The organism is Massilia sp. UMI-21 (genome assembly GCA_015277795.1).
GTDB lineage: Bacteria > Pseudomonadota > Gammaproteobacteria > Burkholderiales > Burkholderiaceae_D > Telluria.
Window position 1 is genome coordinate 5,182,370 of sequence record CP063848.1, and the last position, 26,604, is coordinate 5,208,973.

At 67.8% G+C, this 26,604-nt stretch carries 21 protein-coding genes and 1 pseudogene; 4 read left to right on the forward strand and 18 right to left on the reverse strand.

Annotated elements, in window-relative coordinates; all coding sequences use genetic code 11:
- Nucleotides 1–63: 63 nt before the first annotated feature.
- The 9 genes from IM543_22815 to IM543_22855 form a co-directional block, all read right to left on the reverse strand.
- A complete protein-coding gene (locus IM543_22815) occupies nucleotides 64–1,173 on the reverse strand; it encodes an NADH:flavin oxidoreductase/NADH oxidase (GenBank protein ID QOY94275.1) in 1,110 nt (369 codons plus the stop codon).
- A 105-nt stretch (nucleotides 1,174–1,278) separates the two neighbouring features.
- Nucleotides 1,279–2,292, reverse strand: coding sequence for a succinylglutamate desuccinylase (locus IM543_22820; GenBank protein ID QOY94276.1), 1,014 nt, complete (start codon nucleotides 2,290–2,292; stop codon nucleotides 1,279–1,281).
- Between the two features lie 4 nt (nucleotides 2,293–2,296).
- Nucleotides 2,297–7,024 carry an NAD-glutamate dehydrogenase gene (locus IM543_22825; protein ID QOY94277.1) on the reverse strand — a complete coding sequence of 1,576 codons (4,728 nt, stop codon included), beginning with the start codon at nucleotides 7,022–7,024 and terminating at the stop codon, nucleotides 2,297–2,299.
- A gap of 152 nt (nucleotides 7,025–7,176) precedes the next feature.
- Nucleotides 7,177–8,520 (reverse strand): N-succinylarginine dihydrolase, encoded by a 1,344-nt coding sequence (astB, locus tag IM543_22830; protein ID QOY94278.1) that lies wholly within the window; start codon nucleotides 8,518–8,520, stop codon nucleotides 7,177–7,179.
- A gap of 14 nt (nucleotides 8,521–8,534) precedes the next feature.
- The gene (gene astD / locus IM543_22835) at nucleotides 8,535–10,016 is read right to left on the reverse strand and encodes a succinylglutamate-semialdehyde dehydrogenase (GenBank protein ID QOY94279.1); all 1,482 of its coding nucleotides are present in this window, start codon (nucleotides 10,014–10,016) and stop codon (nucleotides 8,535–8,537) included.
- Nucleotides 10,009–11,043 carry an arginine N-succinyltransferase gene (gene astA / locus IM543_22840; GenBank protein QOY94280.1) on the reverse strand — a complete coding sequence of 345 codons (1,035 nt, stop codon included), beginning with the start codon at nucleotides 11,041–11,043 and terminating at the stop codon, nucleotides 10,009–10,011. The genes astD and astA overlap by 8 nt, the downstream gene beginning before the upstream one ends.
- An 11-nt stretch (nucleotides 11,044–11,054) precedes the next feature.
- Entirely contained in the window at nucleotides 11,055–12,083 is a 1,029-nt protein-coding gene (locus IM543_22845) for an arginine N-succinyltransferase (GenBank protein QOY94281.1), read from the reverse strand.
- Between the two features lie 93 nt (nucleotides 12,084–12,176).
- On the reverse strand, nucleotides 12,177–13,418 hold the full coding sequence (gene astC, locus IM543_22850) for an acetylornithine/succinylornithine family transaminase (protein QOY94282.1): 1,242 nt from the start codon (nucleotides 13,416–13,418) through the stop codon (nucleotides 12,177–12,179).
- A gap of 170 nt (nucleotides 13,419–13,588) precedes the next feature.
- Nucleotides 13,589–14,530 carry a helix-turn-helix domain-containing protein gene (locus IM543_22855; GenBank protein ID QOY94283.1) on the reverse strand — a complete coding sequence of 314 codons (942 nt, stop codon included), beginning with the start codon at nucleotides 14,528–14,530 and terminating at the stop codon, nucleotides 13,589–13,591.
- Between the two features lie 180 nt (nucleotides 14,531–14,710).
- Between IM543_22855 and IM543_22860 the strand changes: the two genes are divergently transcribed.
- The 4 genes from IM543_22860 to IM543_22875 all read left to right on the forward strand — a co-directional run bounded on the left by IM543_22860 (nucleotide 14,711) and on the right by IM543_22875 (nucleotide 18,865).
- On the forward strand, nucleotides 14,711–15,178 hold the full coding sequence (locus tag IM543_22860; GenBank protein ID QOY94284.1) for a MarR family transcriptional regulator: 468 nt from the start codon (nucleotides 14,711–14,713) through the stop codon (nucleotides 15,176–15,178).
- Nucleotides 15,175–15,456 carry a hypothetical protein gene (locus tag IM543_22865; GenBank protein ID QOY94285.1) on the forward strand — a complete coding sequence of 94 codons (282 nt, stop codon included), beginning with the start codon at nucleotides 15,175–15,177 and terminating at the stop codon, nucleotides 15,454–15,456. Before IM543_22860 ends, IM543_22865 begins: the two co-directional genes overlap by 4 nt.
- A gap of 79 nt (nucleotides 15,457–15,535) precedes the next feature.
- The gene (locus IM543_22870) at nucleotides 15,536–16,381 is read left to right on the forward strand and encodes an HDOD domain-containing protein (protein QOY94286.1); all 846 of its coding nucleotides are present in this window, start codon (nucleotides 15,536–15,538) and stop codon (nucleotides 16,379–16,381) included.
- Nucleotides 16,382–16,522: 141 nt separating this feature from the next.
- On the forward strand, nucleotides 16,523–18,865 hold the full coding sequence (locus IM543_22875) for a family 43 glycosylhydrolase (protein QOY94287.1): 2,343 nt from the start codon (nucleotides 16,523–16,525) through the stop codon (nucleotides 18,863–18,865).
- Between the two features lie 298 nt (nucleotides 18,866–19,163).
- Here the strand turns inward: IM543_22875 and mdcH are convergent, their stop codons facing one another.
- From mdcH to mdcA, 9 genes and pseudogenes are all read right to left on the reverse strand, one after another.
- On the reverse strand, nucleotides 19,164–20,093 hold the full coding sequence (gene mdcH / locus IM543_22880) for a malonate decarboxylase subunit epsilon (protein QOY94288.1): 930 nt from the start codon (nucleotides 20,091–20,093) through the stop codon (nucleotides 19,164–19,166).
- A complete protein-coding gene (locus tag IM543_22885; protein ID QOY94289.1) occupies nucleotides 20,090–20,722 on the reverse strand; it encodes a malonate decarboxylase holo-ACP synthase in 633 nt (210 codons plus the stop codon). The genes mdcH and IM543_22885 overlap by 4 nt, the downstream gene beginning before the upstream one ends.
- Nucleotides 20,723–20,729: 7 nt before the next feature.
- On the reverse strand, nucleotides 20,730–21,503 hold the full coding sequence (gene madM / locus IM543_22890) for a malonate transporter subunit MadM (protein QOY94290.1): 774 nt from the start codon (nucleotides 21,501–21,503) through the stop codon (nucleotides 20,730–20,732).
- Between the two features lie 15 nt (nucleotides 21,504–21,518).
- Nucleotides 21,519–21,938 (reverse strand): malonate transporter subunit MadL, encoded by a 420-nt coding sequence (gene madL / locus IM543_22895; protein QOY94291.1) that lies wholly within the window; start codon nucleotides 21,936–21,938, stop codon nucleotides 21,519–21,521.
- Between the two features lie 100 nt (nucleotides 21,939–22,038).
- Nucleotides 22,039–22,860: a biotin-independent malonate decarboxylase subunit gamma gene (mdcE, locus tag IM543_22900; protein QOY96827.1), complete on the reverse strand. Its 822-nt coding sequence runs from the start codon at nucleotides 22,858–22,860 to the stop codon at nucleotides 22,039–22,041.
- Nucleotides 22,861–22,880: 20 nt separating this feature from the next.
- Nucleotides 22,881–23,747 (reverse strand): biotin-independent malonate decarboxylase subunit beta, encoded by an 867-nt coding sequence (locus IM543_22905; protein QOY94292.1) that lies wholly within the window; start codon nucleotides 23,745–23,747, stop codon nucleotides 22,881–22,883.
- Nucleotides 23,744–24,043 carry a malonate decarboxylase subunit delta gene (locus IM543_22910; GenBank protein QOY94293.1) on the reverse strand — a complete coding sequence of 100 codons (300 nt, stop codon included), beginning with the start codon at nucleotides 24,041–24,043 and terminating at the stop codon, nucleotides 23,744–23,746. Before IM543_22910 ends, IM543_22905 begins: the two co-directional genes overlap by 4 nt.
- Nucleotides 24,044–24,045: 2 nt before the next feature.
- Entirely contained in the window at nucleotides 24,046–24,939 is an 894-nt protein-coding gene (locus tag IM543_22915; GenBank protein QOY96828.1) for a triphosphoribosyl-dephospho-CoA synthase, read from the reverse strand.
- A 17-nt stretch (nucleotides 24,940–24,956) separates the two neighbouring features.
- Nucleotides 24,957–26,589 (reverse strand): annotated as a pseudogene (gene mdcA, locus IM543_22920) (malonate decarboxylase subunit alpha).
- Nucleotides 26,590–26,604 lie beyond the last annotated feature (15 nt).

Below are 26,604 nucleotides of genomic sequence, written 5' to 3' on the forward strand. Positions count from 1 at the left end.
TCGCGCCGCGCGCGGCGTGCGACAGGCTGCAAGAAACGCCGGCTGAGCTGCGCCTGGGCGTCGTCAGACGCGTGAGGAGGAGAACAAATCCTTGTGTTCACGCGGCTGCGAACGCCAGTACTGCGGCGGCGCGAACACCTGCTCGCCCAGCTGCGCCGCCGCATGCCAGGGCCAGCGCGGGTCGTACAACATGGCGCGCGCCATGCCGATGAAGTCGGCCTGGCCCTGCTGCAGGATGCTTTCCGCATGCCGGGCCTCGGTGATCAGGCCCACGCCGATGGTCGGCATGCCGGTGGCGCGCTTGATGCGCTCGGCGAAATCGACCTGGTAGCCCGGCTTGAGGGGAATCTGCTGCAGTGGCGACAGGCCGCCGCTGGAAACGTGGATGAAGTCGCAGCCGCGCTCCTTGAGCGCGGCTGCGAAGCGCAGGCTCTGTTCGATCTCCCAGCCGCCCTCGACCCAGTCGGTGGCCGAGATGCGCACGCCCACCGCCATCTCGCGCGGCACGGCGGCGCGCACCGCATCGACGACCTCGAGCGGGAAGCGCATGCGGTTTTCCAACGAGCCGCCGTAGTCGTCGTCGCGCGTGTTCGACAGCGGCGACAGGAACTGGTGCATCAGGTAGCCATGGGCCGCATGCAGCTCGATGCCGTCCAGGCCCAGTGCATGCGCGCGGCGGGCGGCATCCACGAAACCCTGCCTGACGCGCGCCAGGCCTTGCGCGTCGAGCGCCAGCGGCGGCACATCGCCTTCGGTGTGCGCCAGGCCCGACGGCGCAAGGGTCTGCCAGCCGCGCGCCTGGTCCGGCGCGATCTGGGCGCCGCCTTCCCATGGGACCGCGGTCGAGGCCTTGCGGCCGGCGTGGGCCAGCTGGATCGCGATTTTGATGGGGGAATAGCGACGTATGGCGCGGATCACCGGCGCCAGCGCTTGCTGGTGGAGGTCGGACCACAGGCCCAGGTCGTCCGGGGAAATGCGTCCCTCGGGCGTGACGGCCGTGGCTTCGATGATGAGCAGGCCGGCGCCGGACAGCGCCAGGTTACCGAGGTGGATGGTGTGCCAGTCGGTCGGCAGGCCGTCGATGCTCGAATACTGGCACATCGGGGCGATGACGATACGGTTGGGGACGTGCAGGGGACCCAGGTTGGCTGGGGAAAAAAGCATGCTGCTCATGCGGCCTCCGCTTTGCGCAAAGGCGTCAGTCTAGCTTGGTGGCGGTTTCGGTGCTGCGGGCTTGCCTGAAAAAAAGGGGGAGCAATGCTCCCCCGGTGTATCTGCTCAGCCGATCCGCGTGACCATCAGGCCCGCACGCAAGCCGATCCGCACATCCGGATTCGGAAACACGACCAGTTCCTCGTCATGCTCCACGCGGTACACGGTCTCGCCATCGGTCGCGATCACCTCCCCCTTCTTCATCGACGTGAAGTTCCAGGTCTCGCGCCCGACCGACATGCTGAATGCATCCGACAGCTTGATCACTTGCCGCGCGGTGGCGAACACGTGCGGCGCCGCCTTGGCCGGCAGGCCGGGCAGGCCACGCAGCAGACGGTCCAGCGCGCTGGAGGCATCGGCGAACTGCGACAGGTCGTTCTGCCCCAGCGTACCGACCCGCCCCAGCTCCACCGTGCTGCCGGCGGCGCCATGGTGCTCCGCCGAGTAGTAGCTGTAGGTGCCCACCGATTTCGGGTTCATGATGACGGCGCCGATCGCCGCCTGCCCCAGCCAGTCGAGCAAGACCTTGCGCGGTGCATCGGCAATGATCTCGGGCACGATCGCGAACATCGGATAGTGCGAGGGCCGGATGGCCGTGTGCAGGTCGAGGTGCCAGCGCTGCGGCCCCGCCCCGTCGAAGAAGGCGCAGGTGGCAGCAATCAGCGCATCGGCCCGCCCCGCTTCGGCGGCCGTGGCCAGCGCCCCCCTGTCCGCACGGAACATGCGGTTCAGGTCGGCGTCGATGAAGCGCTTGCCGGCGGCGATCGCGTCGATGTTCCCGACGCAGAGCATCAGGTCCACCGCCAGCGCCTCCGGAGTGCGCGACAGGGCTTCGATGAGCCAGGCCAGCATCTCGATCGGCCCGGTCTCGTCGCCGTGCACGCCCACCGACACCAGCACGCTCGGGCGCTGCACGTCGGCTGCGGCGCCCTTCACGGTGAGGATGCCGGGCGCCGGCAGGCCGACCGCGAAGCCGGCCTGTGCGAAGCGCTGCGCGACCGCGCCGAAATCGGCTTCGGCCAGCGCACGCACCGCCTCCGGCAGCGCAGCGCTGTTACCCTTGTTGGCGTCCGCGCTCATCTGCTTATGCCGCCAGGCGTTCCGGGCTGGAGCCTTCCGACAGCGCCCAGACGTCCAGCATGGCCTGCTCGAGCTCGACCGGCTGTGCGAAGCCGGTCAGGCCACGCGCCTTGGTCACTTCCTCGACAGCTGCGAGCGGGTCGACGCCCTGGCCGGCACGCTCGATCACTTGCAGCAGCAGGCGCTGCTGGGTGCGGCGCAGGGCCTGCATCGCGTAGTTGCGCAGCTGTTCCTGCGCCTTGCTCTGCGCCGGCAGCTTCAGGCCGCGCTCCAGCATGTCGATGCCGGCCTGCTGGCGCAGGGCCATGCCGACCTGCAGGAACTGGGCCAGGCTCATGCCGCCCGGACGCTGCACCGAAACCGCCGCGAACAGGAAGGTGGCCAGCGACTCGATGGTCTCGACCGCTTTCCAGGCCGCGTTGAAGGGCGCCGGCAGGCCGCTGTGACCGTCCGCTTCCGAACGGGCCGGGCTCAAGACGCGGAGCTGGTCGGCCTGGGCGAACAAGGTCGACAGCTCGGCCATGCCGTCGGTGCCGCTCGGGAGCGACAGCACGCCTTCGATCACGGCGCGCAGCAGCGAACGGGTGCGCGCATCGACCGCCATCGAGACGTCACGCGGCACCTTCAGCGCGTCGGCGTCGAGGGCATCGAACACCGGCGCCAGGTGCAGCGCCGACCAGGCGCGCGCCCAGGCCTTGACCACTTCGGTTTCGTCGACGCGGTGCTCGGCAGCCAGGTCGCGCAGCATCAGCGGACCGCAGCGGTTGACCGCCTCGTTGGCCAGCACGGTGGCCAGGATGGCATTGGCCAGCGGGTGGTTCAGCGGATCGCGGGTAGCGACCAGCTGCGCCGGGAAGTACGGACGCAGCAGCGATTCGGCCCAGACCTCCTTGGTGAGATCGAGCGCCGCCAGGGTGCGCTTGAAGCGGTTCTTCACGTTGGCGACGACGACCGCCAGTTCCGGTGCGCTCAGGCCCAGGCCGAGTGCCTTGCGGCGGGCAAGCTCGGCATCGGTCGGCAGCTGTTCCAGCTCGCGCGAGACGGCGCCTTCCGATTCCAGGTTGGTGATCAGGGCGGCATAGCCGTCCACCACCGAAGCGGTGGCCTGCGCCTGCGCTTCGCGGGTCAGGAGGTGGGTCTGCAGCGTGTTGTCGCGCAGGACCAGGTCTTCGACCGCGCCGGTCATATCGTTCAGCACGCGGTTACGGTCTTCTTCCGTCAGCTCACCGGCGTTGACTTCGGTGTCCAGCCAGATCTTGATGTTGACTTCGTGGTCCGAGCAGTCCACGCCGGCCGAGTTGTCGATCGCATCGGTGAAGATGCGGCCGCCGCACAGGGCGAACTCGATACGGCCGGCCTGGGTCGCGCCCAGGTTGCCGCCCTCGGCCACCACCTTGCAGCGCAATTCGTTGCCATCGACGCGGATGCGGTCGTTGGCGCGGTCCTTGACCTGGGCGTGGGTCTCGCTCGAGCACTTGATGTAGGTGCCGATGCCGCCGTTGTAGAACAGGTCCACCGGCGCCAGCAGGATGCGGTGCATCAGCTCTTCCGGCGACAGCGAGCTTTCCGCGATGTCGAGCGCGGCGCGCACTTCCGGGCTCAGGTCGATCGAGCGCGCATTGCGCGGGTACACGCCGCCGCCCTGCGAGATCAGGCTCTTGTCATAGTCTTCCCACGAGGAGCGTGGGAGCGCGAACATGCGTTCGCGTTCCTTGAACGAGACTTCGACATCCGGGGTCGGGTCCAGGAAGATGTGGCGGTGGTCGAACGCGGCCAGCAGCTTGAGCTGGCGCGACAGCAGCACGCCGTTGCCGAACACGTCGCCCGACATGTCGCCCACGCCCACCATGGTCACCGGGGTTGTGTTCATGTCGTGGCCCAGTTCGTAGAAGTGGCGCTTGACCGCTTCGAACGCGCCCTTGGCGGTGATGCCCATCTTCTTGTGATCGTAGCCGTTCGAGCCGCCCGAGGCGAAGGCGTCGCCCAGCCAGAAGCCGCGCTTGACGGCGATGCTGTTGGCGATGTCCGAGAAGGTCGCGGTGCCTTTGTCGGCGGCCACCACCAGGTACGGATCGTCCTGGTCGTAGCGCACGGTGTTCTCCGGCGGAACGATGGTGCCGCGCAAGCGGTTGTCGGTCACTTCCAGCAGGCTGGAGATGAACAGGCGGTATACCGACTCGCCCTCGGCCGCCACCACTTCACGCGGGGCGTTGGCCGGCATCTGCTTGCACACGAAGCCGCCCTTCGAACCGGCCGGCACGATGACGGCGTTCTTCACCATCTGCGCCTTCACCAGGCCCAGCACTTCGGTGCGGTAGTCTTCCATGCGGTCCGACCAGCGCAGGCCGCCGCGGGCGACCGGGCCGCCGCGCAGGTGCACGCCTTCGAAGCGGCGCGAGAACACGTAGATCTCGCGGTACGGACGCGGTTCCGGCGCCAGCGCCAGGTTGCTGGTGTCGACCTTGAAGATTATTTTGTCACCGCTGGAGCCTTGCTCCAGCTTCTGGAAGTAGTTGGTGCGCACCGTGGCCAGCACCAGGTCGACCAGGGCCGCCATGATTTCCTCGGTGTCGGCGTGGTTCACGCTCGACAGGCCGGCCTTCAGGGCGACCAGCTTGGCGGTGCCCGAAGCCTGCTCGGCCTCGCCGAGCTTCGGATCGAAGCGCAGCAGGAAGCCGGTGACGAATTCCATCGCCAGGGCCGGCTGGGTGCGCAGGGTTTCGGCCATGTAGCGCACCGAGAACTTCGAGCCCAGCTGGCGCCAGTAGCTGATGTAGGCGCGCACCAGCTGCACTTCGCGCACCGACAGGCCGCCCTCGATGGTCAGGCCGTTCATGCGGCCGTCTTCGGCCTCGTCGTTGAACAGGGCGGTGAACAGCTCTTCGGCCACCTCGGCGATGCCCGGCTTGATCAGCTTGGCGCCGCTTTCATCGTCCACGGCCAGCGCGGTGACGTTGTGGCGCTTGCCGTCCGCGGTGGTGAACGACCAGGTCTGCTCGCGGTCGACCGCGATGCCGGCGTTCTGCAGGGCCGGCAGGATGCGCGACAGCGACGGCACGGTCTCGCCCGAGTACAGGCGAATCGAGGCGTCGCGCGCCGCGGTGCCGCGGCTCGCGCCCGGCTCGATGCGCACGCTGACGCGGTCGTGCTGGCCGTTCTTCAGCACCGCCTGCAGGTCGCGGAAAGCGATTTCCGGCGCGGTGGCGGTGACGAACGAGACCGGAAGGTTGGCGCCGAGCTTGCGCAGGCTGCTGCGATGCGCGTGGTCTTCGACCGCGTTGCACATGGCGGCGAAACGGTCATGCCAGCCATCCAGCACCGCCAGCAGCGGCTGCTGGATGTCGGTTTCGAGGTCGAGCGGGTAGCGGGCGGCATGCGCGATCAGGTAGACGCGCGCCAGCGGGCCGTCGGCCACCAGGGTCTGGACGCGCACGTCGCGCGCGCCCGAACTGTCCTTCAGGGCCGAGGCCAGGCTCGATGCCACGGCGGCGCTGAAGCGCTCGCGCGGCAGGTAGACCAGCACGTTCAGGTGGCGCGCATACACGTCGCGGCGTGCGAAGACCTTCGGGCGCGGTTGCTTGTACAGCGACACGACCGAGCTGCACACCTGGGCCAGCCATTCCGGATCGGCTTCCAGCGCTTCGGTGCGCGGCAGCGACTCGAGGATCTCGACGAACTTCTCGGCGCGGAAACCTTCCTGGCGCACGCCGGCGATCGACAGCACCTTGGCGACGCGGCCGCGCGCGAACGGCAGGCGCGCCAGCGGGGTCGCGGTGGCGGCGCGGGTGAACAGGCCGACGAAGCAGTGCTCGCCCAGGATCTTGCCCTGGGCATCGGTGTCGCGCACGCCGATGAAGTCGAGCGGCTGGTCGCGGTGCAGCGTGCCCTCGACGTCGGCCTTGACGATCGACAGGGTGTCGGCACGGCGCGACAGGGTTTCGAAGTCGCCCGGGATGTTCGCCAGGCAGGTGCCATAGACTGGGTGGGCGGTGTCGGCGAGCACGCCGATGCGGCTCGGGATGTCGCGCTCGAGCTCGCGCACGCCCTCTTTCACCACATAGTAGGCGTAGCCGAACGGCTCGAAGCCTTCGTTCTTGGCCCACTCGAGGAAGGCGGCCACTTCCTGGCCTTCCGGGGTGCCGGCGTTGGCAGCAGCCGCGGCCACCGCGGTCAAGCGGTCGGCCATCTTGACGGCGTCGCGGTTCACGGTGGCGGCGTCGTTGGCGACCATGCGGATGCGCGCGGTCAGGGCATCCAGTTCGGAGAATTCGAGCTCGTCGCTCATCAGGATCAGCACGATCGATTCCAGCGGTGCGCCGGCTTCGCCGACGGCGCTTGCCAGGCCGCTCGCGTCACGGCGCACCGGCAGCACGGCGTTCATCACGCCGGCGGCGCTCTGGCGCTCCTTGCGCAGGGCCATGACGAAGGAATCGACCAGGTAAGGCATGTCGTCGTTCAGGATCAGCAGGGCAGTCGCCATGCCGCCGCGGCTGTCCGCATAGCGCATCGTGGCGATCTGGCAGCCGGGGCCGCTGCGCTGGGCCAGCTGCGAGAATCCTTCCCACAGCACCGGGGCCAGGCTCTCGGGCGCGGTGCCGGCCAGGTCCTCGTCGTCGAGCGAACCGAGCCAGGCGCTGATGAGCGCTCCCACCTGCGCATTGGCGCCGGTGGACTGGTTTGCGTCCACCAGCGCGAGCGTCTGGCTACGCAAGTCTTGAGACATGTCTTTCATGTTGCTTCTCCAAAGTTTGTGTGCAGGGGCGCGCTCTTGCTTGTGGCTTCGCGCCGACCCGGCTTTATATGGACGGGGGTCTCCCGTCCGAATTCCGTGCGCGCCCGTATTCCCGGCGCGCCAATCCGTTATTAGAACATGCCGGCGGCGCTTTACGACAGATCGTAAAGACCAGGCAGGCCGAGAATGCGTTCCAGCTCCTCGAGCGCCGCGGCGCATTCGATGGCCAGCTGCGGGTCGGCCAGGTCTTTCGGCTCGACGCGGTCGCGATAGTGCTTCTCGACCCACGCGACCAGCAGCGCGTACAGGGCATCGTTCATGATCACGCCGCCGTGCATGGCCTGCGCTTCGTCCGCGGTCAGGGCGACGCGCAGGCGCAGGCAGGCCGGTCCGCCGCCGTTGCGCATGCTCTGGCGCAGGTCGAACTCGATCAGTTCGTCGATCGGGCCGCCGCCGGCGACCATGCCGCCCAGGTAGCGGTCGACCGCCCCGTTCTCGCGGCACTCGTGCGGCACCACCAGGGCCATGCGGCCATCCGGCTTGGTGAGCAGCTGGCTGTTGAACAGGTAGCTGGCCACGGCGTCGGCCACCGGCACCTGGGCGCTGGCCACGCGCACCGGCACCAGGTCGGTATCGACGCCGGCCAGGGCGCGGCGCAGCGCGTCCAGGGTGACCGCTTCGTCGACGAAGGCCTGCTCGTGGTAGAACAGCACGTTGCCGTTGCCGACCGAGATCACGTCGTTGTGGAACACGCCCTGGTCGATCACGTCCGGGTTCTGCGAGGCGAACACGGTACGCGCCGGGTCCAGGCCGTGCAGGCGGGCCACCGCCTGCGAGGCTTCCAGCGTCTGGCGCGCCGGGTACTTCTTCGGGAACGGTGCCGCCGGGTCGAACTCGGTGCGGCCGTACACGAAGAACTCGACGCCGGCCGCGCCGTGCGCGCTGGCGAAGCGGGTGTGATTGGCCGCGCCTTCGTCACCGAAGGCAGGCACCGGCGGCAGTGCGTCGTGCACCACGAAGCGGCTCGAATCCTTGAAGATTGCGCGCAGCGTGCGGGTAGCCTGCAGGTGCTCTTCCGAACGGTGCAGCTTGTTGTTCAGGTTGGCCGGCGTGAAATGCACACGGCCGTCCGCGGTGTCGCTCGAGGGGCTGACGGTGGCCGCGTTGGCGGTCCACATCGGCGCCGCCGAATAGGCGCAGGCCAGGATCACCGGCGCTTCGCGGAAGGCACGCGCCAGCACGTCGGCGTCGGTGCCTGAAAAACCGATGCGGCGCAGCAGGCGGAAATTGGGGCGCGCCTGCGGCGGCATCACGGCCTGCGCGAAACCGCGCGCAGCCAGTTCGCGCATCTTGGCCAGGCCCTGCAGGGCGGCCTGGCGCGGGTTCGAGGCGCTGCGTACATTGCTGAACGAGGCGACGTTGCCGAACGAGAGGCCGGCGTAGTTATGGGACGGCCCGACCAGGCCGTCGAAGTTGTATTCGCGAGCAGTCAGCATAAGCGGCATGGGTCTTAAAAGGTCAGGCCGGGCGACAGCTTGGCCGGCAGTTCGAGTTCGGCCGTCTCGATCGAGGCGACCGGATAGGCGCAGTAGTCGGCGGCGTAGTAGGCGCTCGGGCGGTGGTTGCCCGACTTGCCGACGCCGCCGAACGGCGCCGAGCTGGCCGCGCCGGTGGTCGGGCGGTTCCAGTTGACGATGCCGGCCCTGGCGCGCACCGCGAAGCGCTTCCACAGTTCTTCCGACGGCGACAGCAGGGCCGCGGCCAGGCCGTACTCGGTGGCGTTGGCCACGCGCAGCGCCTGGTCGAAGTCCTTCACGCGGATCACCTGCAGCAGCGGGCCGAACCACTCTTCGTCGGGGATGCCCTGCGCGTCGGTGGTGTCGACGATGCCGGCGGTGACGAAACCGGCATTCGGATCGAGTTGCGTCATCTGCAACAGCACCTTGCCGCCCTTGGCGGCCATGTCGGCCTGGGCCTGCACCAGGCGGGCGGCCACGGCGCTCGAGACGACCGGGCCCATGAAAGGCTGCGGCTCGGCCGTCGAGGGGCCGGGCTGCAGGGTCGCGGCGATGTTGACCAAGCGGTCAAGAAACGCCGCGGCTTGCGGGCCGTCCTGGACAATCAGGCGGCGCGCGCAGGTGCAGCGCTGGCCGGCCGAGATAAAGGCCGACATCACGGTGTGGTGCACGGCGGCGTCGAGCAGCTTGGGGTCTTGCGGGATGTCCCACACCACCAGCGGGTTGTTGCCGCCCATTTCCAGCGCCAGCATCTTGCCCGGCTGGCCGCCGAACTGCTTGTGCAGGGCCATGCCGGTCTGGCTGCTGCCGGTGAACAGGATGCCGTCGATGTCCGGGTTCTGGCCGAGCGCCACGCCGGTGTCGCGGCCGCCGTTGACCAGGTTCAGCACGCCCTTGGGCAGGCCGGCCTGCTCCCACAGCTGCACGGTTTTCACCGCGGTGCGCGGCGCATACTCGCTCGGCTTGAACACCACGGTATTGCCGGCGATCAGGGCCGGCACGATGTGGCCGTTGGGCAGGTGGCCCGGGAAGTTGTACGGGCCGTAGACGGCGAACACGCCATGCGGACGGTGGCGCAGCACGGCATTGCCGTCGGCGACCTTGGAGGCGGTCTCGCCGGTGCGGGCGCCATGGGACTGGACCGAGATGTCGATCTTGTTGGCCATGGTGGCCACCTCGGTGCGCGCTTCCCACAGCGGCTTGCCGACTTCCTCGGCGATGATCGATGCCAGTTCTTCGCTGTGCTCCTTGAGCAGGTCGCGGAAGCGCGTGCAGACCGCGATGCGCTGCGCCAAAGGCGCGAGCGCCCAGGCTTCGAAGGCATTGCGGGCGGCCGTGGCGGCGCGCGCCACGTCTTCCTCGGTGGAGGCCTTGCTGGTCCAGGTCTGGCGGCCGGTCGACGGGTCGATGGTGACCAGTTCGGGACCGCTGCCGGCGAGCCACTCGCCGTCGATGTAGTTCGAGAGATTAGGCATTCGCGTTCTTCCTTGTGTTGAGGGGCAGCGTGCGCACATCGTCGCCGGCCTGCACGCGCAGCTGCGACAGCTCCTGGGCCGACAATGCGACACGGGTGGCGCCGGGCACGGCGCGGGTGAGGATCATGCGGAAATCGGCCAGGTCGGTGTTCGATACCAGCAGGTGTTCGGTTTCGCCTTCGGGCATGCCTTCCTCGGCAAGCGCCAGCACGCTGTCGCGCACCGCGCGCAGCTCGGACACGCGGCCCTGCAGCACCGGGCCGGCGTCGAAGATGTCGACGTAGCCTTCGTAGTGCATGCCTTCCTTCTCCAGCAGCTTGCGCGCCGGCAGGGTCGAGGTGTGGACCTTGCCGATGACCTCGCGCGCCGATTCCGGCAGGTAGTCGACGTACAGCGGCTGGCGCGGCATCAGCTCGGCAATGAAGGACTTCTTGCCGAGCGCGGTCAGGCCGTCGACGTGGTCGAAATCCATCTTGAAGAAGTGGCGGCCCAGGCCTTCGTAGAAGGGCGAGGTGCCGCTCTCGTCCTGGAAGCCGCGCATCTCGGCGATGATCTTTTCGGTGAACAGCTGCTGGAACTGGGCGATGAACAGGAAACGGCTCTTGGACAGCCACTTGCCGTTGAAGCCGGCGCGGTATTGGGGCAGCAGGAACAGCGAGCACAGTTCGGATGAACCGGTCAGGTCGTTCGACAGGTACAGGGTCTCCATACGCGTGAACACGTTCAGTTCGCGGCTGCAGTGCACCAGGGTGCCGATGCGGTAGTTGTAGAACGGCTCGGTCAGGCCGACCGCACCCTTGATCGCGCACACGCCGGCGATGCTGCCATGGTCGGTGTGCTCGAGCACGAACATGTAGTCGCGCTGTTCGGGCGGAATGGTCTGGTTGAAGGAGGCCACTGCGGTCGCCACGCGGTCGCCCAGCATCTTGCGATCGGGTTTCAGCGTGGTCATGCCGCTGCCGGCCTGGCGCGCCATCTCGATCAGGGCGTCCAGGTCGTCGGTTTTCACTGCACGGATTACGAGCATCGGGTCCTCTCTCAGATGCGCACGCAGGTGACGCTGTCGCCTGCGGAAACGCCCAAGGCCTGTTGGGCCTCGCGCGGCAGGCAGATCGCCTGGCTGGATTCGGCCGGCGGGCAGGCGGCGATGACGGCGCGGAAGTTCTGTTCGGTGCTGGCCACGGCATAATTGACCAGCTCGTCGCCGCCGGCGGCGCGGCCGGCGCTCTCGACCTGGCGCAACTGCGACGCGCTGAAGGAACGCAGGGCATTGCGGTGGGCCTGCAGGATCGGGCCGCCGTCGAAGATGTCGATGTACTCGTCGGCCTGGAAGCCCTCTTGCGTGAGCAGGTTGAAGGCGAGCTGGCCGCTCGGATGGATCTGGCCCAGCGCGGCCTGGGCGTCGCCCGGCAGCAGCGGCACGTAGACCGGATAGTGCGGCATCAGCTCGACGATCAGGGTGCGGTTGCGGGCGCCCTCGATGACGCGCTCGGCTTCGAGGAAGTCCATCTTGAAGAACTTGCGACCCAGCGCATTCCAGAACGGCGACTGGCCGTCCTGGTCGGTCACGCCGGCCAGCGGCACGAAGAAACGGTCGCCGAAGCGGTGCGGGGCCAGCACGGCGTACAGCAGGCGCGCGCGCGACAGCAGCGCGGCTTCCGCGCCCGCGCTGTCGCGGTTGCGGATATAAAAGCCCGACAGGTGCGAATAGGCGGTCAGCTCCGAGCACAGGGTCAGGGCATGCACGCTGTGGCTGATGTTCAGGTCGCGCGAGACCTGCTGGATCACGTCGTTGCGGAACGCGAAATAGGTGCCGTTCGAGCCGGCCGAGGCGTGGATCGACGAGGTGCCGACCACTTCGCGCGTGCGCAGGTCTTCCAGCACGAACTGGTACGACTCCTCGCTCGGGATGTCGACGTGGGCGGCAAACGAGGCGATCGAACGCTCGACCGCCGCGACGATGGCTTCGCGCGTGCGCGGCAGCGTGTGCACGCCGGGGATCGTCACCGCGCCCAAGGCCTCGAGGGCGCCGATATCCGCGCGTTCAACCGGACGAACTACATACATGCGGACTCCTGGAAAGAGATCAAACAAGCAGCGAGGCCGGCCAGGCCCGGAAAGAATGCTTTCCCGGGCCGGCCGGCCGTGGTCGCACCGGTGTTACGCGGCGATGAGGGCCTGCACGGCTTCGCGCATCAGGCGGTCCGCCTCCGCGATCTGCTCGTCCGACACCACCAGGGCCGGGGCCAGGCGCACCACGTCCGGGCCGGCGATCAGGAGCATCAGGCCGAGTTTTTCGCAGAGCTTGGTGTAGTCCTTGGAACGGCCCTTGTAGTCGCCGGCCATCGGCAGGCCGATCAGGAGACCCAGGCCGCGCGGCTTGCCGAACACCTGCGGGTACTCGCCTGCCAGCTTCTCGAGGTTGGCGAAGATCCTGGCGCTGGCTTCCTTGACGCGCGCCAGGAAGCTTGGGGTGTTGATGGTTTCGACGACCTTCAGGGCGACGGTGCTGGCCAGCGGGTTGCCGCCGTAGGTGGTGCCGTGCGAGCCGACGTTGAAGTGCTGGCCGATCTCGTCGGTGGTCAGCATGGCGCCGATCGGGTAGCCGTTGCCCAGCGCCTTGGCCGAGGTCAGGATGTCCGGAGTGACGCCGGTGTCCATGTAGGCGTAGAAGGCGCCGGTGCGGCCGACGCCCGACTGCACTTCGTCGAACACCAGCAGCGCGCCGGTCTTGTCGCACAACTCGCGCACGGCCTTCAGGTAGGCATGATCGCCCGGGATCACGCCACCCTCGCCCTGGATCGGTTCGACGATCACGGCGGCCACGTCGTCGGTAATCGCGGCGCGCGCGGCGTCGATGTCGTTGTACGGGATGTGGCTCAGTTCCTGCGGCAGCGGCTCGAAGCCTTCGGTGTACTTCGGCTGGCCGCCCACCGACACGGTGAACAGGGTGCGGCCATGGAAGGACGACAGGCAGGACACGATGCGCGACTTGTGCGCGCCGAACTTGGTGTGCGCATATTTGCGCGCCAGCTTCAGGGCCGCTTCGTTGGCTTCGGCGCCCGAGTTGCAGAAGAAAGCGCGGTCGGCGAAGGTGGCTTCGGTCAGGGCCAGGGCCAGGCGCAGCACCGGCTCGTTGGTGTAGCCGTTGCCCAGGTGCCAGATCTTGCCCAGCTGTTCGGTCAGCGCCGAGACCAGGGCCGGGTTGCAGTGGCCCAGGCTCGACACGGCGATGCCCGAGGTGAAGTCCAGGTAACGCTTGCCTTCCTGGTCCCACAGGTCCAGGCCCGCTGCGCGCACCGGCACCATCGCGGCCGGGGCGTAGGTCGGGACCAGGACGTCGTCGAAGGTCTGCCGGGTGACAGGCCGCGTGGTGACACCGGAATCAAGGTTTGCGTTCATGGCTTCTTCCTCATCAATGATCGTTGTGCGCGGCGAAAGGTCCGCACAGGCTCGAGCCATTATAGAAAGCCGCCCTGACAAGTTCTTGCAGAAGTGCGACAGGGATTTTCGTTTTTAGTCGAAGAAATATTGCGGGTTTGGCAATCCACTTGGCCCGGCGCCCCCCCGCTTTACTGCCCCAGCTTGCGCTGGCGCTCTTCGCGCGGGGTCTTCCCGAACAGGGCCCCGAAGGCCGTCGAAAAGTGCGAGCCCGAGGAAAAGCCGCACATCAGGCCCACCTGCACGATCGAATTATTGGTCTCGAGCAGCAGTTTGCGCGCCCGTTGCAGGCGCAGCTCGAGGTAGTAGCGCGACGGCAGGCTGCCCAGGTATTGCTTGAACAGGCGCTCCAACTGGCGCCGCGACACGCCGGCCAGCTGCGCGATCTCGTCGGTCGAGAGTGGCTCTTCGATGTTGGCTTCCATCAGGGCCACTGCCTCGGTCAGCTTCGGCTGCAGGGTGCCGAAGCGCGCCTGCAGCGCCACCCGCTGGCGCTCGTCCTGGCCGCGCACCCGGTCCACGCACAGGATTTCCTTGACCTGGGCCTCCAGCTTCGCGCCGAACAGCATCTCGACCAGGGTCAGCGCAAAATCGATGCTGGCCGCGCCGCCGCAGCAGGTCAGGCGGTTGCGGTCGAATTCGTACAGGTTGGGGGTGAACAGGGCCTGCTCGGCCAGCGCATTGGTGTCCGGGTACAGCGCCCAGGGCAGCGCGGTGCGCACGCCGTGCAGGGCGCCGGCATCGGCCAGCCACAGCACCCCGGCGCCGACCCCGCCCCAGAACGGCGCGGCGCGGCAGCGTTCCACCAGGGCGCGGCAGTTGGCCGGCTTCAGGGCGGCCTCGGCCTCGTCGGCGACCAGCAGCACCAGGTGCCAATGGCGCGCGGCGTCGCCCGTGAATTTGTCGGGGCTGCGCACGTCGACGTGCAGCAGCTCGGGGCCCAGCAGTTTGGCCGCCAGCCGCAGCGGCTGGACCAGGCCGGACCAGGTCAGCATGTCCGGCTCGCCCGCGTTCACCAGCAGCACGCGCAGCGGCCGCTCCTGCGCCAGTTGGGACAGGTCAGCAGGCTGCATCGGAATGGATCGGCGCTGTCATCAAGGGGGAAAGGGCATGGCGTCCGGCGGACCGCATCGGCCGTTATGATACCGGAGATAAAGAGCGAAGGATAAAGAGCAGGCGAACAAGCACCACGGCCCCGTCCGCCACGTGATGCCGATCCGGCAAAAGCCCGAGGGGCGGCTATAATCCTGCCCATGGGGGAACGATATCTAAAGAGTGTGCGGCTGCTGGCCGAGTGCATGCAGGGCTTCGAACGTTTTTCCGGCGAAGCGGTGCGCCAGCACGGACTGACGCACGCGCAGTTCGATATCATTGCCACACTGGGCAATACGCCCGGCATGAGCTACAAGGAGCTCGGCGAGCGTACCCTGATCACCAAGGGCACACTCACCGGCGTGATCGAGCGGCTGGAACAGAAGGGCTTGGTGGTGCGCGAACGCAGCAGCGACGACAAGCGCTCTTTCTTCGTGCGCCTCACGCCCGCCGGCGACACGGCCTTCGCCAACGTGTTTCCCAAGGTGGTGGCGCGCGGCAGGCAGCTGTTCCACCATTACGCCGATGCCGACTTCGACGCCCTGGACAGCGTGTTGCGCAAGCTGCGCGACCAGATCGCCGCCGCCGGCCTTCCTCCCCACCCATCACAAGCAAAGGAATTGCCTTGAAAACATCCCTGATCGACGGCAAAAAGCCTGCCCATTTCGACAAACACATCATCGGTAACATCCTGCTCGACGTCGCGCCCCTGGACGAAGTCCAGCAGGAAGTCATGCTGATCGGCGTGCGCAACGAATCCGGCGAGATCTACCGCCTCATCGGCGCCACCAAGCTCAACAGTTTCATGAATGCCACCGAAGAGCTGCTCGACCTTGGCCTGGTCGACGAACTGCAGGATACCGAAGAGCAGAAAGAAGGCTGCGACGCCATCTTCAGCGAACCCTGAATCCCCAACCAGGTCGTGAAAACAATGCCATAAGGCAATTTTTTACGACTGGACAGTGGGATCGGCGTATAATTTTTTGATGGACCGACTCTCCGCCCTCAAGAGCATCGCCGCCGAGGTCAGCCGCGGCGAACTCAGCTTTCCTACGAACGTCGACGCGACGCTCAAGCTGCAGCGCGCCCTGAACGAAGCCGACTGCCACACCGACATGGCGGCGCGCCTGGTGCAGGCCGAGCCGCTGCTGGCCGCGCGCACCGTGGCGATCGCCAATTCGGTGGCCTACAACCGCGCCGGACACGACGTCACCAATGTCCGCGCAGCGGTGCAGCGGGTCGGTTTCCGTACGCTCGGTGCACTGGCGGCCTCGGTCATCGTGCGCCAACTGGCCAGCGAAATCGTCGACCCCGGCCTGCGCGCCAAGGCCGACGCCCTCTGGATCCATTCGGCCCACGTGGCCGCGCTGGCCCAGGTGATCGCGCGCCGCGTCTCCTTCGTCGATCCGGAAACGGCCATGTTCGCCGGCATCGTGCATGACGTCGGCGGCTTTTACGTGCTCTCGCGTGCCGAGGAGTTTCCGGGCCTGCTGGACGGCGCCGCCGAGGGTGGCGCCGACGAGTGGATCGAACACGGCGAAGTGGCGATCGGCCGCGGCGTCCTGCTCAAGCTGGGCGTGCCGGTGCCGGTGATGGGCGCCATCGAAGCCCTGTGGAACGGCATGCGCGCCCTGCCGCCGGAAACCCTGGGCGATACCCTGCTGCTGGCCAAGGACCTGGCCCCCTTCCCCTCCCCGCTGTACGAGCGCCCGGGCGCGACCACGCTCGACTCGGCAGCCACCATCGACTTCACCGTCGGCGAAGGCACCCTGGCGCACGTGCTGGCCGAGTCGGCCGACGAAGTCAAGAGCCTGACTACCGCCCTGCTGTAAGCGGGCGACGATGCGCCGATACCGATACGGGTATCGGCCGCCGCATTAATCTCATTAGTAAAACGACAGAGACTTCTTCACTCTTGCATGCAGCGCTCGTCCGGGCCGGAATCACGACAATAACGATCACGGAGACATGCAATGAAGAACACCCTTTCGCTATGGGGGATGGGGGCCTTGTTGGCCGCCTCCCTGGCATCCTCGCACGCCGCCGCCCGTCCGGGCGTCACCCCGATCAGCTTCAAGAACGCATCGGTCCACGACCCTTCGGTGATCAAGGCCGGCGACACCTATTACGTCTTCGGCTCGCACCTGGCCGCCGCGAAGTCCACCGACCTGATGAACTGGCAGCAGGTAAGCAACGGCGTCGGCGCCAGCAATCCCCTGTTCCTGAACGGCGCCGCCAACGTGTTCACGGAACTGGCCGACACCTTTGCCTGGGCCCAATCGAACACCTTGTGGGCGGCCGACGTCAGGCAACTGGCCGACGGCAGGTTCTACATGTACTACAACGCCTGCAAGGGCGACTCCCCGCGCTCCGCCCTGGGCGTGGCGGTGGCCGAGCGCATCGAAGGACCCTACGTCGACAAGGGCATCATCCTGCGCTCGGGCATGTGGGGCCAGCCCAGCCCCGACGGCACGGTGTACGACGCCCTGAAGCATCCGAACACGGTCGACCCGCATGTGTTCTCCGACAATGCCGGCCGCCTGTGGATGGTCTACGGCTCGTATTCGGGCGGCATCTTCATCATGCAGATGAACCCGACCAACGGCATGCCGCTGCCGGGCCAGGGCTACGGCAAGCGCCTGATGGGCGGCAACTACAGCCGCATCGAAGGGGCGTTCGTACTGTACAGCCCGGCCACGTCCTACTACTACCTGTTCACCTCCTTCGGCGGCCTGGATGCGAACGGCGGCTACAACATGCGGGTGGCGCGCTCGCTCAAGCCGGACGGCCCCTACCTGGACGCCCAGGGCAACGACATGGCCAGGGTCAAGTCCGATCCGGCCAGGCCGCTGTTCGACGACGCCTCGATCGCGCCCTACGGCGTCAAGCTGATGGGAAGTTACCTGTTCGAGCGCAAGCTCGGCGAAGCGGGGACCGGCATCGGCACCGGCTACGTGTCGCCCGGCCATAACTCGGCCTACTACGATGCCGCGACCGGCAAGCATTTCCTGGTGTTCCATGCGCGCTTCCCCGAGCGCGGCGAACAGCACGAAGTCCGGGTACACCAGATGTTCATGAATGCCGACGGCTGGCCGGTCGTCGCGCCCTATCGCTACGCAAAAGAAAGCGCGAGCGCCGTGCCGCGCGGCTTCGTGCATGGCGACTACCTGTTCGTCAACCATGGCAAGGACATCTCTGCCGCCGTCAAGAAGTCCCAGCCGGTCACGCTGCACGCCAATGGCGCGGTGAGCGGCGCCGTGACGGGCAGCTGGCTGCTGTCCGGCAGCAATGGCGTCGAGCTGCGGCTGTCCGGCTCCCCCTCGCCCTACAAGGGGGTCTTGCTGAACCAGTGGGACGAAACCTCGCAAAGCTACGTCATGACCCTGTCGGCCCTGTCGCGCGAAGGGGTGGCGGTGTTCGGCAGCCGCCTGGTCCAGCGTAGCGATCCGCAGGTGGTAAAGGCCATCTACGACGAGCTCAGCCTGGGCAATACCGCGGCCGTGAGCGCCAACCTGAACCTGCCGACCTCGGCGGCGCGCGGCGCGACCATCGGCTGGAGCTCGTCGAACCCGGCCGTCGTCAGCAACAGCGGGGTCGTGACGCCGGCCGCGACCGACCTCACTGTGACCTTGAGCGCACGCATCAGCAAGGGCCCGGCCAGCATGGTGAAAACCTTCACGGTCACGGTGCGCAAGGCCGGCGGCCTGCTGGCGCACTACCCCTTCGACGGCAACCTGCTCGACGCCAGCGGCGCATCCGCAGCGGGCGCGGTCGTCGGCAACCGGATCGACGCCGCGGGCGGCAGCATCGGCTTCGAGGCGGGCGTCAAGGGCAAGGCCGCAGTCTTCAACGGCGCCAGCGGCATCCGCCTGCCCAACGGCCTGATCAGCTCCAACAGCTACACCGTCGCACTCTGGCTCAAGCCGGCGCAACTGACGGCGTTCACGCCCACCTTCTTCGGCGCCCGGACCACGGATTCCTGGATCAGCTTCCTGCCGAAGGGACATGAATTCGTCAACGGCGCCTCGATGCTGTGGTCGGGAACGGCCTGGTACGACGCCGGCGTCGGCATGAACCTGCCGGTGGGCCGCTGGTCGCACGTGGCCTTCAGCGTCAGGAACGGCGCCGTCAATGTCTACGTGGACGGGGTGAAGCGCTTCAGCGGCAGCAACTTCCCGAACGTGTTCAGCACCACCGGCGGCGTGTTCGCGCTGGGGGTGAACTGGTGGGATGCGCCCTACCAGGGCGCCATGGATGAGCTGCGCATCTATGGCGGCGCCCTGGGCGATGCCGACATCGCCGCCCTGGCGCGCTGAGCCGGACAAAAAAATGCCCGCTCCACAGAGCGGGCAAAGTCCAAAACTAGGGATGTCCTGAAAGAGACGGTTCCACTATAGGTCTCGCACGAGCCCGCTTCCGTGCGCTGGTTCACACAGGAGCGCATTTCTTCACGCCGGCGCGACAGGCAAAAAAAACCCGCGCCGGTGAGGGAGCGGGTGAAGTCCAAAACTAGGGATGTCCTGAAAGAGACAGTTCCACTATAAGCGTGTCGGTCCAGGCGCTCTGTGCGCTGACACACCTTGGCGCGCCCGACGGTGACGGGCTAATGCAGCGTCAGGTGCGTGCAAAGCGCGCGCACAGCGCCAGGACAGTGTCGGTGCCTGTATTGTCGCAGCCAATCGCCAGTCCCTCGCACAGTTCCGGGGCGGTCAGATTGGTCAGCACCAGGCCCGGCGGCATTTCCACCGCCAGGCGGGCGCCGCGCTCCCAGGCCAGGCGCGCGGTGTCGCCCCAGCGCACCTGGCGCGCCATATTGGTCGCGAGATCCTCGGCAATGCGCAGCGGATCGGCCAGCATGCGCGCCATGCTACTGCTGAGGAAGGTCGTGTGCGGACGGCGCAGGGCGACCTGGCCGAAGGCCGCCAGCATGTCGTCGGCCGCGGCGTCGAACAGCGCGCAGTGCGAGGGTACGCTGACGGCCAGGCGTTCCGCCTTGCTGGCGCCTTGCGCGCGCGCCAATGCCATCACGGCATCGAGTGCGGCGTCGGCGCCGGAAATCACCAGTTGCCGCTCGGCGTTCAGATTGGCCAGGTAGACCGGACTGGCCGCCGTGTGCACCCCGTCGATCAGGGGGTCGAGTTGCGGCTGGGTCAGGCCGACGATGGCCGCCATCCCGTAGCCATGGGGAAAAGCTTCGTCCATCAGCCTGCCCCGCCGCGCGACCAGCGCGACGGCGTCGGGGTAATCCAGCGCGCCCGCAATGACCGCCGCCGGATAGGCGCCGATCGACAATCCCGCCACCATGCCCGGCTGCGCGCCCATCGCGGTCAAGCTGCGTGCCATTGCCACGCCGGCAATGAGCAGGCATAGCTGAACCGCCCTGCTGGACGCCAGCGCCTGGGGCGTGTCCAGCGCCAGCGGGTCGGTCCCGAGCACCTCGCCGGTTTCGGCCAGCGTGCGCGCGGCCTCGGCATGGTCCGGCAGGCGGTGCAGCATGTCCGGGCGCTGGGCGCCCTGGCCGGGGAAGGTGAACAGCACGGTCATGGCGCCTCCCACGGATCGTCGGTCATGCGCGGTCCGGTATCGGTCTTGAGCAGCACCCGGCCGCCGTTCCTGATCCATTCGGCAAAGGCGAAACCGCCATGTCCGGTATCGATCTGCAGGTCCACGCGGCATGCGGCGTCCGCGCTCACCTCCTGCAGCAGGCTTGCCTGGCTTGCCGTCAGCGGAGTCGGGGCGCGTACCAGCAAGTCGATATCGCTGGCCGGATGGAGGACCGGCCAGCCGGTCGCCAGGGCGAAGCCGAGCCCGCCGGTGGGCCCCCACGCCAGGCCACTGCCATCGAGTCGGGGAGCGAGCCGGCGCAGCGCAGTCAGGATCGGCGCCGCGCCTGGCTGCGTCAACTCGCGCCGGACCAGCGTCTCGGGGCTGGCGCACGCGCGTACCGCCGAGCGCCGGAGCACGCCGGCCAGCCGCTCGCTGCGTGCTTCGCCGCGCAGTCCCACCGGGAGCAAGGCATCGCTGGCGGTGCGCGCGCGCCGCACGACGAGCGGGCAGCCGCGGCGCTGCGCCGCCTCGGCCCACGACGGCAGGGCGCCGTCGGGCTCGAACGCCTGCCAGTCCGATACCCACAGCAGATCGTGTGGGCGCAGCGGTGGGAGATGGGCGTGCATGATGGCCTCAGGCGAACAGCGCCCTGGTGGCGAAGAACAGGACCGATGGCCCCATCAGGCAACCGAGCCCGGTGTAGAAGGTCGAGGTCATGGCGCCGTAGGGAACCAGCTTGGGATCGATCGCCGCCAGGCTGCCGCATACGCCACTGGTCGTGCCTATCATCCCGCCGTACACCATCGCGGTGCGCGGGTTATCCAGGCCGATCGACTTGGCGAAGAACGGCGCCCCCACCATCACCAGCACCGACTTGACCAGTCCCGCGGCGATGCTCAGCGCCACCACATCGGAACTGGCGCCGATGGCGGCCCCCGTCACCGGGCCAACGATATAGGTGACCGCGCCGGCGCCGATGGTGGTCATGCTGACCACGTCGGTATACCCGAACGCATAGGCGACGCCGGCCCCGATCACGAAGGACAGGACCACGCCGAGCAGCAGCGCGACGATGCCCGAGAGTCCGCAACGGCGCATGTCGGACAGGCTGGCGCCGTAGGCGGTGGAGACGATGGCGAAGTCGCGCAGCATGGCGCCGCCCAGCAGGCCCATGCCCGATAGGAGCTTCAGGTCCACCACGCCCTTGGTGCCGCCGGTCGCGGTGCCGGCCATGTAGGCCAGCAGCAGCCCGATCATGATGGCCAGCGCCGAACCGTGCAGGTGTCCACGCGTCAGGCGCGCGGACAGGAAGTAGGAAATCCACATCGTCAGGCCGACCACCGCGAAGGCGGTCAGCAGGCCGTTCTTGGCCAACAGGTCGACCAGGATGTCTTGCGTCGTATTCATGCCGTTCTCCCTGGATCAACGTTGCGCACTGGCGGCGCCGGACGGGTCGGGGGCGCCGACCGGCGGGCCGGGACCGTAGCGGCCCTTGCCGATCTTCGCGACCAGCGGAATCAGCGCGAAGCAGACCACGACAGCCAGCACGCCGGCCAGGATCGCCGCGGGCCCGCCCTTGACGGCGCCGACCACGTTCTGCTGCGCCGCCATCGCGACCACGATCGGAATGTACATCGCAGTCCAGAATCCGATGCCTTGCTCGGATGCGTGGACCAGCATGCCGCGCCGCTTGAACAGGTCGGTCAGGAACAACAGCAGCAGCATGGCAAAGCCGACACCGCCGACATTCGCTTTCACGCCAAGCAAGGCGCCAAGGACATCGCCGATGAACAGCCCGGCCAATGTGCAGAACGCGAGAAGTGCTACACCAAAAACAATCATGATCAGTCTCCAATAGATTGGTTGTCTTGCTTTTATTGTTGTGCTTACTGCTGCTGCCCGCTGGGCAGCGTCGTGGGAACAAGCGGGTGCCGGTCTCCTTTCAGCCGTGAGTCGGGTCGGATTGCCATTGGGCCCGCATCAGTTCGCGGACCTTGCGCGAGGCGCTGCGGTTGTCGGCGTCGAGACGTCCGCTCAAGCCGCGATCAAGCGTGGCCCGGATGTCCGCCAGCGCCGCCAGCAAGCTGCTGCGCACCAGTTCGACATCGCCGTCGGACGCTGCGTCGGCGTCGGCCACCGACAACAGGCGCCACAGCAGTCCGAGCGAGGCGTAATTGCGGATGTCGTAGGCCATCGGCGGAACCTGGGCGGCGAGCTGTTCGAGCGCTTCGACCGAACGCAGCGTGATGCGGGCCGCCGATGCCTTACCCATTGCATGCACGCTGACCGCGTCGTCGTCGAACGCGATGATGCGGTTGGCCTGGTAGCCGTGCGCCAGGAAGCCGCCGGAAATCGCCTTGCCGACGATGAGCGCAATCACCGGATGCCCGGCCAGCCGCGCATCGGCGTAGGCGGCTGCGGCGGCGGCGAGCGCCTGGTGGATGCCGAAGGCTTCCTCGCGCCGGCCATAGGCCTGGCTGGTGACGTCGACGATCGCGACGATCGCGCTCTTGCTGTCCTGCTCGCGCTCGGCCTCGGCCAGTTCACGCACGGCCCTGGCGATTTCCCATCCCTCGACCAGTCCGACTTCGCCGTCGCGTACCCGTGGGAAGCGGTTGTCCGGATCGGGCACGACCGCGATGAAGCGCGCCGGGTGGCCGTCCAGGTCTGCATCCGCGACGCGCAGCGCCTGGCTGTAGCCGGGGACGGGAGAGGCCTGGCCGGTCAGCCTGGAGAACCAGGTCAGGCCGCGGCTGGGATTCAGCTTCGGATTCGGAACGGTGCTCACGATGCGCTTCCTTTCGTGTAAATGTGGCGGACGCTCTCCGCGGTGGCCTGGACCGAGGTGTCGACCTCGGCCAGCCGGGCCAGGTAGTCGCGGAAGCGGTCGCTGCGATGCTGCCGCGGCAGGCCGGCGCGCAGGCACTGCAGGACGGCTGCATGGATCTGTGCCAGGTCGTCCTGCACGTAGGCATCCACCAGCCCGCTCTGGTAGCGCTGCTCGCCGCCGGTCAGGCTCCAGATGAAGGGTTTGTCGCGCGAGTCGAATTCGGCGATGCCGGCTTCCTGCTCGATGACTTGCGGCCCGTTCAGGCCCAGGCGGGCGTCGCGGGTGCACACCAGGTAGCTGCACAGTCCGGCGGCGATCGACATCCCGCCGTAGCAGCCGACGGTGCCGGCGCTGACCCCGATCACCGGTTGATAGCGGCGCAGGTCGGCGATCCCCGCGTGGATGTCGGCGATGGCGGCCAGGCCGAGGTTGGCCTCCTGCAGGCGCACGCCGCCGGTTTCGAACAGGATGACCGCGCAGGTGGGCACGCCCTGCCGGTTGTCCTCGGCCGCCAATTCCAGCGCGGCGGCGATCTTGGCGCCGCCCACTTCGCCCATGCTGCCGCCCTCGTAGCCGCCTTCGATCGCCAGCACGACGGCCGGCTGCTGCCCGAGCGTGCCTTTCATCACCACCACGCCGTCGTCGGCCTGCGCCGTGATGCCCTGCGGTTCGAGCCAGGGCGACTTGACGCGGTCGAACGGCCCCAGCAGTTCACGGGCGGTGCCCTGGTCGAGCAATGCAATGGCGCGCTGGCGCGCGCCCAGCTCGATGAAACTGTCGCGTTGCCGGAAATCCGTGCTGTTCATGGCTGTCGTACTCATGGTTTCTTCGCCTCTTCCATCGCCTCTTCCAGGCGCATGCGGACCACGCCCGGCGTGGCGCCGCAGTCGTTGATGTCGATGTTCACGGCCGGCAGGCCGGCGCCGTCGAACATCCGCTCCAGCACGGCGTTCCAGACCGCCTGCTTGCCGTCGACCGAGGTCGTGACCGTGATGCTGGTGGCGCCGTCGCTGGCGGGTTCGACCAGCACTTCGAGGTCGCCGGAACCCACCACCCCGGCCATGGCGCGCCGCGGCGCCGGTGCGGCGGCGGCGAATTGTCTCGTGAATTTTTCCATGTTTAGTCCTTGCGCTGTCGGTTCGATCGTTGGTGCTGGAGGCGGTCCAGGAACAGGGTGGCGGCCAGCAAGTCCGCCGCGCCGCCGGGCGAAACCCTCAGCCCGACCATCAGCCCATCCAGCGTGCGCAGCGCACGCTTGCCGCTGGCCGTGCCTGCACCGCCGGCGGCAAGCGCCTGCGCCGCCCCGTCCTGGATGGCCGCCAGCGCCTCGGTGCCGCCGCGCGACAGCACGCAGGTATCGTCGAGCTGCGCGATCAGGGCCAGCAGGCAGTCGAGCCGGGCGGTGATCTCGCTGTTTCCCTGCCGGCGCGAAGCGCGCAGCCGCGGCAGGGCGCTGTCGACCACGGACGGAAAGCCCGCCTGGGCCTGGGCGCGCGCGCCGCCCACGCCATAGCGCTTGCATGCGGCTTCGCCTTTGTTATTGGTATGAACCGGGGCAAAGCGATCGGGGCAACGGGCGAGCGCGCCGGCACGGCGGGCGATGTCCGATGCGCAGGCCGCGCCCGGGACCTGGGCGGCCGCCGTGACCAGCAGGCCCAGCGCCCAGATCGCACCGCGATGGGTGTTGATACCGCCGGTCGCCTCCAGCATGGCCGCTTCGCCCAGCCGGCCGATCTGGCCGATCCGGGCGCGCAGCGTGGGCATGTCGGGTATCGTGCCGCCGGCCTGGGCCAGCGCATCGAAGGTCGGATGCAGCACCCGCGCCGAATGGCACATCAGGCTCCAGTCCATGTCGCTGTGCGCCCCGCGGCCGCGCAGGTCGACCAGGCCGGGCTTGGGCGTCAGCATGGCTTCGTCGATCAGTGCGGCCACGGCGCCGTCGGCCAGCAGAGTGGCGGACTGGGCCGTCGGCCGGGTGGGTGCGCCGGCCGTGCGCGCTATCAGGGCGTCCATGATGTCCGGGCTGTTCATTACCAGCTCCTGAACTTTGCCGGGGGTTCGTACAAGCCCTCGGACCAGTCGACCAGGTCGCCGATGCTCTTCGCTGCCAGCAGCGAACGGGTAGCGTCGGCGCGCCGCACGCCGATATCCTCGGGCAGGGCGATCAGCCCGGCGCTGCGCATGCGCTGGGTCTCCTTGGGATCGTGGCGCATGCCGATCGGCGTGACGCCCGCGACGGCCGCCAGCATGGCCTTGCGCTCCTCGAGCGACTGCGACTTGTACAGGTAGGCGATGCCTTCCTCGGTCAGCACGTGGGTCACGTCGTCGCCGTAGATCATCACCGGGGCGAGCGGCATGCCGGTGTCGCGGCCCACCTGGACCGCGTCCAGGCTCTCGACGATGCTCGGCTGACCGTTGTCCTGGAAGGTCTCCACCATCTGCACGACCAGCTTTTTGCCGCGATTTAAGGGATCGGTTGCATCGATCATCGACATCCACGCCGGCGTGGCGTGGCGCCGCCCGTGCGGGTCGTGGCCCATGTTCGGCGCGCCGCCGAAGCCGGTCAGGCGGCCGCGCGTCACGGTCGACGAATTGCCCAGTCCATCCATTTGCAAGGTCGAGCCGATGAACAGGTCGACCGCATACTGTCCGGCGAGCTGGCACAGCAGCCGGTTCGAGCGCAGCGAACCGTCACGGCCGGTGAAGAACACATCGGGGCGGGCGGCAACATAGTTCTCCATGCCCAGCTCGGCGCCGAAGCAGTGGACGCTCTCGACCCAGCCCGATTCGATGGCGGGAATCAAGGTCGGGTGCGGGTTCAGCGTCCAGTTGCGGCAAATCTTTCCCTTGAGCCCCAGTTGTTCGCCGTAGGTCGGCAGCAGCAGTTCGATCGCGGCGGTATTGAAGCCGATGCCGTGGTTCAGCGACTGCACCTGGTGGCGCTCGTACACGCCGCGGATGGCCATCATCGCCATCAGCACGTGAACAGGCTTGATGAGCCGGGGATCGCGCGTGAACAGCGGTTCGATGAAAAACGGCTTGTCGGACTGCACCACGAAGTCGACCCAGGAGCCCGGGATGTCGACCCGCGGCAGGTCGGCCGGGTCGTCGACGATCTCGTTGACCTGGGCGATCACGATACCGTCGCGGAAGGCCGCGGCTTCGGTCAGGGCGGGCGTGTCTTCGGTGCTCGGGCCAGTGTAGAGATTGCCCTGCCGGTCGGCCTTGTAGCCGGCCACCATGACCACCTGCGGCGTCAGGTCCACATACAGGCGCGCATACAGTTCGACATAGGTGTGGATGGCGCCGACTTCCAGTTGGCCGTCCTTCAGGTACTGGGAGATGCGCAGGCTCTGCCCGCCGGCAAACGCGAAGTCGAGCTTGCGGGCGATGCCGAGTTCGAACAGGTCGAGATGCTCGGGCAGGCTGACGCTGGGCATGATCAGGTGCAGATGGTTCACTTTCGCGGGATCCACCTGCACCAGCGCGCGGGCCAGGAAATCGGCCTGCTTCTGGTTGTTGCCCTCCAGGACGACGCGGTCGCCGGGGGGAGATCAGGGCTTCCAGCGCTGGAACGATCTGATCGGTCGGGATCACCCGGCCGGATGCATACGGTTGGGCAAGTGCGAGGCGGCGCTGTTTTCCTGTCGCCGGCGGCTCCACTTGGGCGAGTTTTCT